The sequence below is a fragment of the Brevibacterium picturae genome, from assembly GCF_030453725.1.
Taxonomy (GTDB): Bacteria; Actinomycetota; Actinomycetes; order Actinomycetales; family Brevibacteriaceae; genus Brevibacterium; species Brevibacterium sandarakinum_A.
Map to the genome: position 1 here is coordinate 1 of NZ_JAKDJU010000129.1, position 8658 is coordinate 8658.

General features: G+C 64.3%; 6 protein-coding genes. 2 read left to right on the top strand and 4 right to left on the bottom strand.

Annotation, left to right across the window (positions count from 1 at the left end; all coding sequences use genetic code 11):
• Positions 1-20: 20 nt before the first annotated feature.
• Positions 21-758: a hypothetical protein gene (locus tag L0G76_RS11855; RefSeq protein ID WP_304357408.1), complete on the bottom strand. Its 738-nt coding sequence runs from the start codon at positions 756-758 to the stop codon at positions 21-23.
• A 167-nt stretch (positions 759-925) separates the two neighbouring features.
• On the opposite strand from L0G76_RS11855, the gene L0G76_RS11860 reads away from it, so the two are divergent.
• Complete coding sequence (locus L0G76_RS11860; RefSeq protein ID WP_304357409.1) at positions 926-2155, top strand: cobalamin-independent methionine synthase II family protein; 1230 nt, start codon at positions 926-928, stop codon at positions 2153-2155.
• A 57-nt stretch (positions 2156-2212) separates the two neighbouring features.
• Here L0G76_RS11860 and L0G76_RS11865 read toward each other — a convergent pair whose 3' ends face one another.
• Positions 2213-3613 (bottom strand): TIGR01777 family oxidoreductase, encoded by a 1401-nt coding sequence (locus L0G76_RS11865; RefSeq protein WP_304357410.1) that lies wholly within the window; start codon positions 3611-3613, stop codon positions 2213-2215.
• A gap of 216 nt (positions 3614-3829) precedes the next feature.
• Positions 3830-5359, bottom strand: a complete 1530-nt coding sequence (betC, locus tag L0G76_RS11870; RefSeq protein ID WP_304357411.1) for a choline-sulfatase — start codon at positions 5357-5359, stop codon at positions 3830-3832.
• A 149-nt stretch (positions 5360-5508) separates the two neighbouring features.
• Between betC and L0G76_RS11875 the strand changes: the two genes are divergently transcribed.
• Positions 5509-6564, top strand: a complete 1056-nt coding sequence (locus L0G76_RS11875; protein WP_304357412.1) for a formylglycine-generating enzyme family protein — start codon at positions 5509-5511, stop codon at positions 6562-6564.
• Here L0G76_RS11875 and L0G76_RS11880 read toward each other — a convergent pair.
• On the bottom strand, positions 6523-8658 hold a 2136-nt coding region (locus L0G76_RS11880; protein ID WP_369696184.1), incomplete at its 5' end, for a BCCT family transporter. The genes L0G76_RS11875 and L0G76_RS11880 overlap by 42 nt on opposite strands.

Here is an 8658-nt window from a genome sequence, read left to right on the forward strand (position 1 = left end):
CCCTCGGACGAGTCGTACGATTATGGCTCAGTTGCAGGCGCCCGACCCCTTCGGCGCTCAATGCCCATGTTCGCGAGGTCACCGACCACATGCAACAGTCCGAGACCGCCGAGGGCCGCCGCGAGTGCGAGCAGCTGCGTGAGTACCATTGACGTTGCGAATGACGAGCCCAGAACATTCAGCGCCCATTCGACGAAGGCCACAACAAGCCCCATCAGCAACGCATAGCCGGCGGCGATGAGGTTGGTCCACCAGACTCTGTTGCGCGCGAGGTTCCAGGCAATGAGGGTTCCGGCCAGCATGACACCGCCGTGGAAGGTCCAGATGATGCTCTGGATGTTCATCGCCAGGGTGAAGCTGCCGATAACACCAGTGACGATGATCGGCATCAGGTACCGCACGCCCAATGCGTAGATGCTGATGAAGAGGAGCAGTCCCATTCCGAACAGTCGCAACTTCATCGGGCTGGCCTTCACGATGAGGAGCGCGACGAGGCCGAGGACGAGTTCGAGGATCACCACCAGGATCATCAGGGTCGAATACCGGGTGAAGAATTCGGGACCAGCCCCGCCGATCATCATCGGCATCATCACGAATTCGGGCAATGAGCCGATGACCAGAGCGGCCCAGAACAGGATTCGCGCCGTCCATCCGGGACCGCCCGCCGCGGGCACATACCCCGGTGGAGTCCACGCAGATGGAACGCCGGACCGATTCGGCGAGTAGGGCCCATCTGCCGAGGAAGCCTGCTGACTCATGTCATCACTGTAGGCCAGGGAGAGCGACAGCCGCCCTCATTTCGCGAAATGAAAGCTGCAGCACGTGACCGAACATGACGGCTCCCTCGCATGCGCGGCGGCTGATGTGATTGCCTGAGAGAGAACGATTCGACCGAACTGCCGCCGAACACCCAGAGGAGTCACCCATGGCCACGATCCGCACCTCGCACGCAGGATCCTTACCCCGCACCCCCGAGCTCATCGAGGCCAACAAGGTCAAGCAGGCTCAGAACCATGCCCGTCTGGCTGGCGAAACGGTCTCGGACGCCGCGACACAGGAGTTCGACGAGCTCCTCGCCGCCAGCGTCACCGACCTCGTCAAGCGCCAGAAGGATCTGGGCATCTCGAACCCCAACGACGGGGAGTACGGTCATTCGATGGCCGCGGACTTCGACTACGGCGCCTGGTGGCACTACTCATTCGCCCGCACCGGCGGACTCGAACTCGACAACGTCGACAAGTGGGACGCCCCAGCGGTTCGCTCAGAACCGGGCGCCCCGGTTCTGACCAGCTTCGGCGACCGCCGCGACCGCAACCTCTTCCCCGGCGTCTACGGCGATGCCAACGCCGGCACCGACACCGGGGACCAGCCGCAGTTCCCCAAGGCCACCAGCGCCATCAGCTACGTGGGCCATGACCAGGTCGCCAGCGACATCGCCAACCTCAAGACAGGTCTCGCGGCCGCCGGCTACGGTGAACGCGACGGCTATATCAACGCCCTGTCCCCCGGGTCTGCTTCGCGCATCGCCAACGAGTACTACGCAAGCGATGAGGAGTTCATCTGGGCCTGGGCCGATGTGCTGCGTGAGGAATACCTTGCCATCACCGAGGCGGGTCTGACCGTCCAGATCGACGATCCCTCCCTGGCCGAGAACTTCGACCAGATCAACCCGGAACCGTCCTTCGCCGACTACCGGTCGTTCATCCAGGTCCGCATCGATGCCCTCAACCACGCCCTGCGCGGCATCGATCCGGCCCAGGTGCGCGTCCACACCTGCTGGGGTTCCTGGCACGGACCGCACGTGACCGATCTGCCGTTCAAGGAGATCGTCGACCAGGTGCTCACTCTCAACGCCGCCGGCATCACCTTCGAAGCCGCCAACGTCCGCCACGAGCACGAATGGCGGATCTGGGAGGACACGAAGCTGCCCGAGGGCAAGTACATCATCCCCGGCATCGTCTCCCACTCCACGAATGTCGTCGAGCACCCGGAACTCGTCGCCGATCGCATCGAACGCTTCGCGAAGCTCGTCGGTCCCGACAACGTCGTGGCCTCAACCGACTGTGGTCTGGGCGGACGCGTCCACCCGGAGATCGCGGTCGCGAAGCTGCAGTCATTGACCGCCGGTGCGCAGATCGCCGGCAAGAGGCTCTGAGCTCAGGGCCTCTCAGACCTCAGGCTGGCAAGCCTCACCTGAGACTTTTCGCCCACTTCACGCTCCGCTTCCGAGTTCCTCCTCGAGACAGGCGGTCAGCGTGGGGTGGGCGAACTGGTATCCGGTCTCCTCCAGCCTCTCCGGGCGCACCTTCTGGTCAGCCAATGCGAGTTCCTTGGCTCCGTCGGCGCCGAGGACCAGTTCGGTGACGAAGCCGGGGGTCGGGACTCGGGCCGGTCGATGCAGGTGGGCGGCGAGCGCCTCGGCGAACTCCTGTTGGGAGACCATGTCCGGGGCCACTGCGTTGACGGGGCCGCGCACATAGTTGGTGAGCACCGCGTGCACGTATGATCGGGCCAGGTCATCGAGGGAGACCCAGGCCAGGCCCTGTTCACCGCTGCCCAGCCGGCCGCCGGCACCGGCTAAGTACAGGGGCGTCTGAAGTTTGAGGAAACCACTCAGCGAAGTCAGGGCAATGCCCGAGCGGATCGACACCCGGCGAATGCCCAGCTCCTCGACCCGGGCAGCAGCGGCCTCCCATTCCTGACACAGTTCGGCAAGGAATCCGTCCCCTGGCGGAGCGGTCTCATCAACGGGCACCTCGGCGTGGGAGCCGTAGATCCCGACCGCAGAGGCGCAGACGAACACCTCGGGCCGTTTCGCCTCGGGCAGAGTGCGCATCGTCTCTGCCAGCAGGGTCGTCGAGTCGATGCGTGAGGAGCGGATCTCCTCTTTCGCCTTCTTCGTGAACCGGGTGGCGATGGATCGGCCGCCGAGGTGAACGACCGCATCCGCCCACGCGAGGTCGCGCGGGTTGATGATCCCCAACTCCGGGTTCCAGTGGGACTCGTATTCGAACTTCGGGGTGCGTCGGACGAGAAGTCGCACGAAGTGACCCGCGGAGGAGAACAGTGCCGCGACCTGCCGCCCGACGAGTCCGCTGCTGCCGGCGATGAGGATGCGTTTGCCCTTCTTCCGCGTCAGCAGAGGTGCGTTCATCCGTTCGAGGAACTCGATGTCCATGAGCATGCGCGTGTGTCTGGCCTCGAAGGTCGCTTCGAGGTTGTGGATGAGGGTGCGGTCGATCGAGTCGAAGCCCGCCGGACCCATCGAGAATTCGATGTGGTCATCGATCTTTGTTCCTCCGGCGACAGAGGAGAATTCGTGCGTGTGCTTCCACTGGCTCAGTGGACCCTTCTTGAGTTCGTCGACGAACGAGAAGCGGGAAGGTCCTTCCGAATGCACCGAGCTGAATGGGCGCCGAACGAGACCGTAGCTGCCGGGCACACTGGTCTTGACCCGCGCCACCGAGCCGGGTGCGATCGGAGGGTAGCTCTCCTCGACGATCTCCTGGGCCCAGTGCGGGGACAGCCGGGTCAGTGCTCCGGGCTGTGCGTGCCAGAGATATGTGGTCTCGGCGGCGAGCGGGACTTCAGATGTCCACTCGAAGTTGGTCATGACATCCCTCCTGGTTCAGATGATGCCACCCGAGACTGAAAGTGTGACCTGCAACTCGCCCAATGTCAGATGAATTATCTTCACCGAGGCGAACCCAGCTGAAGCACCCGATATAGACGACCCGACCCGCCGAGGCCCGCCGCCGAGAGCAGAGCGCGGCAGCCCGCGCCGGCTCTGCGCTCGGCGGGCCCACCGGCTCTACGCTCGAGCGTGGGTTCAGGCCGTGGTGTCGGGGATCTTCCCGTATCTGAACGCGGTCCAGAAGTCTCCGCGGACGTAGCCGTTCTCGGGTTCCGGATCGTAGTCCCAGTGCCGGACCGTTCCGACCTTGAGCGCATCGGCGACGAGCTGCCTGCTCGATTGGCTGCCGAGCACATGCTCCTCAAGATGTTCGAGATCATAGCGGGAGTCGAGTTCCGCACGCATCGTGGCCACCAGCTCCGCGTACTCGGCGTCACCGGCACGGTTGACCAGCTCGTCGGGGTCGGATTCGAGGTCGAAGAGCAGTTCCGGATCACCGGGGCAGATCGTCAGCTTGTACTGGCCGCGGATGAGTGTGACCTGCGGTCGGTACGTGCCCTCGGCGAAGTACTCGATGATGACGTCACGATCCGCAGGCCCCTTCTCCCCCGCGGCTTCCCGTCGGGCGGACTCGAACAGTGACAGTCCGGTCGCGTCAGGATCGGAGGAGCCTGCCAGGTCCAGCAGCGTCGGCATGAGGTCGACGAGACTGACGGGGTTGGCATACCGCCCCGGGGTGACTGCCTCGGCGGGGCCGTTGACGATGATCGGGACACGGGAGGACTGCTCATACGGGGACATCTTGTACCACAGCCCCTTCTCCCCGAGCATGTCTCCGTGGTCACTGGTGACGATGATGACCGTGTTGTCCTCGAGCTCGAGTTCCCGCAGACGCTGCCGGACCTTGCCGATGTGGTCGTCGATGTAGCTCACGGCCGCATAGTAGGCACGTCGCGCTCGGCGGATGTCCTCGGTGCCCGGTTCCCGCTCGTCGAGTCCGCTCATCGTGCGCAGTCGGTGGCTGTGCGGGTCCTCGGCGATGTCGGGAACCTCGGGGTGGGCCGGGTCGGGGATGTCCACCTCGGCGAAACGATCCCAGTTCTCCCGGGGCGGTTCGTACGGGTCGTGTGGGTGGATGAACGAGGTGACCATGAGGAAGGGCTGGTTCTCACCGGCGGCCTGGTTGGCCCGCACCCGGCCGTTGAGGTGGCGCAGGGTCCGGAAGATCACCTCGTCGTCGAAGTCCTGCTGGACGTTCGCCTTTGCCGCACCTGCGGTGAACACGGGGTCGGCCTCGTGGTACCACTGGAGCTTCTGATTCAGGGGACGATTCCAGTCGGGGACCATGTCGAGGTCGGCCGGGTAGACGTCGGTGGTCAGGCGCTCTTCGAACCCGTGGTGCTGGTCGGGGCCGATGAAGTGCATCCGTCCGATGAGCGCGGTGTGGTAGCCGAGCTTGCGCAGGCGGTGGGCGAAGGTCGGCACCGAGGCGGCGAAGTCGTCGCCGTTGTCGAGGCAGTCTACGTCGGAGGGCATCCGACCTGTCATCATCGATGCCCGCGAGGGTGAGCACAGCGGGGTGTTGCAGTAGGCGCGATCGAAGACGGCTCCGTCCTCGGCCAGGGCGTCCATGTTCGGGGTGAGTGCGGCGGTGTCGCCGTAGGCCCCCAGTGCCTGTGCGGCCATCTGGTCGGCCTGGATCACTACGATGTTCGGCGGTTGCATATGCTGGTCACGTCCTTTCTCAAAAACGTCAGGTCTGTGTGTGAAAGCATGGTCTGCGAAGTCGCCTGTGGGGACAACCTGCGCAGGTGTGTCAGATGGAACAGATTCTTGAGAAGCTGATTCTCAGATGTGGATTGAAGGTGGCGACAATGGCCTCATGCTGCGGTCCAGCACGGAACTCGCCCGTCGGAGCGAGCCAAAGCGAGACTCGGCCCGCCGAGGTGGGTGTTGAGGAAGAAGAATCCCCCGCCGAGGTGGGATCGTCGGGCGGGGAATCGACCGCAGTGCCCGGTCCCGATGGTCAGCTGCTGACCGAGCTCGCGGCTCTGGCCCCGCAGGATCTGGCCATGATCGGGCTGTCCGGTGGCACGTTCCTCATGGGCAGCGAGGATCCGCTGGCCTACCCCGACGACGGTGAGGGCCCGGTCCGCGAAGTCGAAATCGAAGGCTTCGCGATCGCCGCGACGACGGTCACGGTTGCAGAATTTGCCGCGTTCGTCGCGTCGACGGGTCATCGCACCGATGCCGAAACTCATGGTGACTCCTTGGTCTTCACTGGCCTGTTGGCCGAAGGTCTGCACGAGACCTCCCCTGCTGTGCAGGCTACCCCCTGGTGGCGTCAGGTCACAGGGGCGACCTGGTTCCATCCCGCCGGGACCGGGATAACTGGCACGGCCGGTGTGCCGGGTGGGCCGGGTGTGCCGGGTGTTCCGGGATCGACCCTGGAAGGCGCGACTCTCAGACACTGGGCCACCCATCCGGTCACCCACGTCTCCCGCACCGACGCCGAGGCGTATGCGCAGTGGGTGGGCGCCCGACTGCCGAGCGAGGCCGAGTGGGAGTTCGCCTCCCGCGGCGGCCTCGAGCAGCAGCCCTACCCGTGGGGTGCGGTGCGCGAACCCGGCGGCGAAGCCCGGATGAACACCTTCACAGGTGTCTTCCCGGATGGGCCGACCCAGCCGGTCGGGACCGTGCCCGCCGGCTCGTATCGGCCCAACGGATTCGGTCTGCACAATACGACCGGCAATGTGTGGGAGTGGACGAGCAGCGAGTTCAGTACCCACGACCCTCGTCCCGTCCTGCGCGGCGGGTCCTATATGTGCCATGACTCGTATTGCCGGAGATATCGGACCTCGGCGCGCACGGCCGCGACACCGGACACATCACTCGGTCACACGGGGTTCCGAATTGCCCTCAGCGTCTGATCTCGCCGAGGTGGTGCCGGACTTCGCGTCCGCCTCGGCGGTGGTGGCTTCGGTGTCGTCCACCTCGGCGATACCTTCCTCCGGGGTCCACCCATCGGCCCACTGTCCGGTTTCGTAGTCATAGCCGACCGGTTCGCCGTCAGCATTGGTGCGCTGGTACCAATCGGTGTAGTCCCCGTGCTCGGAGTCGATGCCGCCGTTGGCGCCGTCGCCCGGTTCGGTCTGCACGACCTGGAAGGCGAAGTCGTCGCCGAATCGGTCGGCACCTTCGACCACCGCATTGTCCACAGCGTTCTGCGCGTACTGTCGCCGCAGTGCCAGCGGGTCGGTGCGCAGTTCTTTGAACCAGGCAATGATGATGAACAGCATGATGACGGCGAACGGCACTGCGGTGACGATGACGAGCTGCTGCAGACCTTCCAGTGCATTGGCATTTCCCAGCAGCAGCATGACCACGGCGATGCCGGACATCACGAGACCCCAGAAGACCACAACCCATTTCCTGGGTTCCTGGTCGCCGCGACTCGTGAGCATTCCCATCACGATCGAAGCGGAGTCCGCAGATGTGATGAAGAAGATGGCGAGTACGACGATCGCGACGAAGGGCAGCCACTCGACGAAGGGCAGATTGTCGATGAGGGTGAAGAACACCTCGGGGGCGGCCATGCTGTCGGTGAATCCGGCCGCGCCTTCTCGGTACATCCAGATCGACGTTCCGCCCATGATGCCGTAGGCCACGAAGAGAAGCGTCGAGGGAATGAAGATCGTGCCCAGGATGAACTGCCGAATGCTGCGCCCGCGCGAAATACGGGCGATGAATGTGCCGACGAACGGCGACCAGGAGATCCACCACGCCCAGTAGTAGACCGTCCACACGGATTGGAACTCCTGTGTCTCCGATCCCCAGGACAGTGACTTGCCCATCATGTCGAAGAGCGAGCCGAGGTATTCCATGATCGCCGACGGGAGAAGGTTGAGCAGGAACAGTGTCGGTCCGAGGAAGAGCACGAGGGCCACGATTCCTACGGTGAGGACGATGTTGATGCTCGACAGGTAACGGATGCCCTTTGAGACACCGGAGACTGCGGAGATGACGAACCCGACGGTGAGGACGAGGATGATGATGACGAGCATGTTGTTCGTCATCTCACCGACGCCGCTGACGATGCTGACGCCGGAGCCGATCTGCATCGCAGCGATGCCCAATGCCGCGGCGGTGCCGAACAGGGTCGCCACGATCGCGAAGATGTCGACGAGCTTTCCTGCGAAGCCTTCGGTGTGGCGCTTGCCGAAGAGCGTCTGGAAGATCGAGGACAGAAGCAGGGAGCGACCGCGCCGGTAGGCAGCATAGGCGATCGCCCCGCCGACGAGGGCATACATTGCCCACGCATGGAAGCCCCAGTGGAAGTATGTCTGGGCCATGGCGCCGTGCAGTGCCTCGGTGCTTTCGGGAGCGTTCGTCATCGGCGGTGGGGACACGAAGTAGGTGAGCGGCTCCGATGGTCCGAAGAAGAGCACGCCGATCCCGATGCCGGCGGCGAAGAGCATCGCCACCCACGAGAAGGTGCTGAACTCAGCCTTTTCGTCGTCCTTGCCCAGCGGAATCTTGCCGTAGGGGGAGAACGCGAGAATGATCAGCGCGACGAGAATGATGATCGCGACGAGGTTGAAGAACCAGCCGACGTTCAACGTCGACCAGTCATAGGCGGCTGTGGCCACGGTGGAGACGCCGTCCGAATCGACGATGCCCCAGATGACGAAGGCGACTGTCAGCGTGCCCGCGATGGCGAAGATGATCTTGTCAAGGGAATAGTGGCGACGCTGTTCGTCGATCGCGATTCCCGGGACCAGGATCGGGTGGGTGTTGTGCGGGTACTGGGTATTGGTCTCCGGCTCGGCTTCGCCCGGACGGCGAGGTCGGCTGTAGTCCAGCTTGCCCAGGGATTTGCCGGTCTCTCGGCTCACGCGCCTGGCGTCGGCCTTGAGCTTTTCGCGTGAGGCTCGGCGCTCGGGGCGCAGAGAGCCGGAGCCGTCTGAGCCGAGCGTCGCCGCGGACGTTGCCGTGGTGTCGGTATCTGTTGGGGTGGTGTCGGT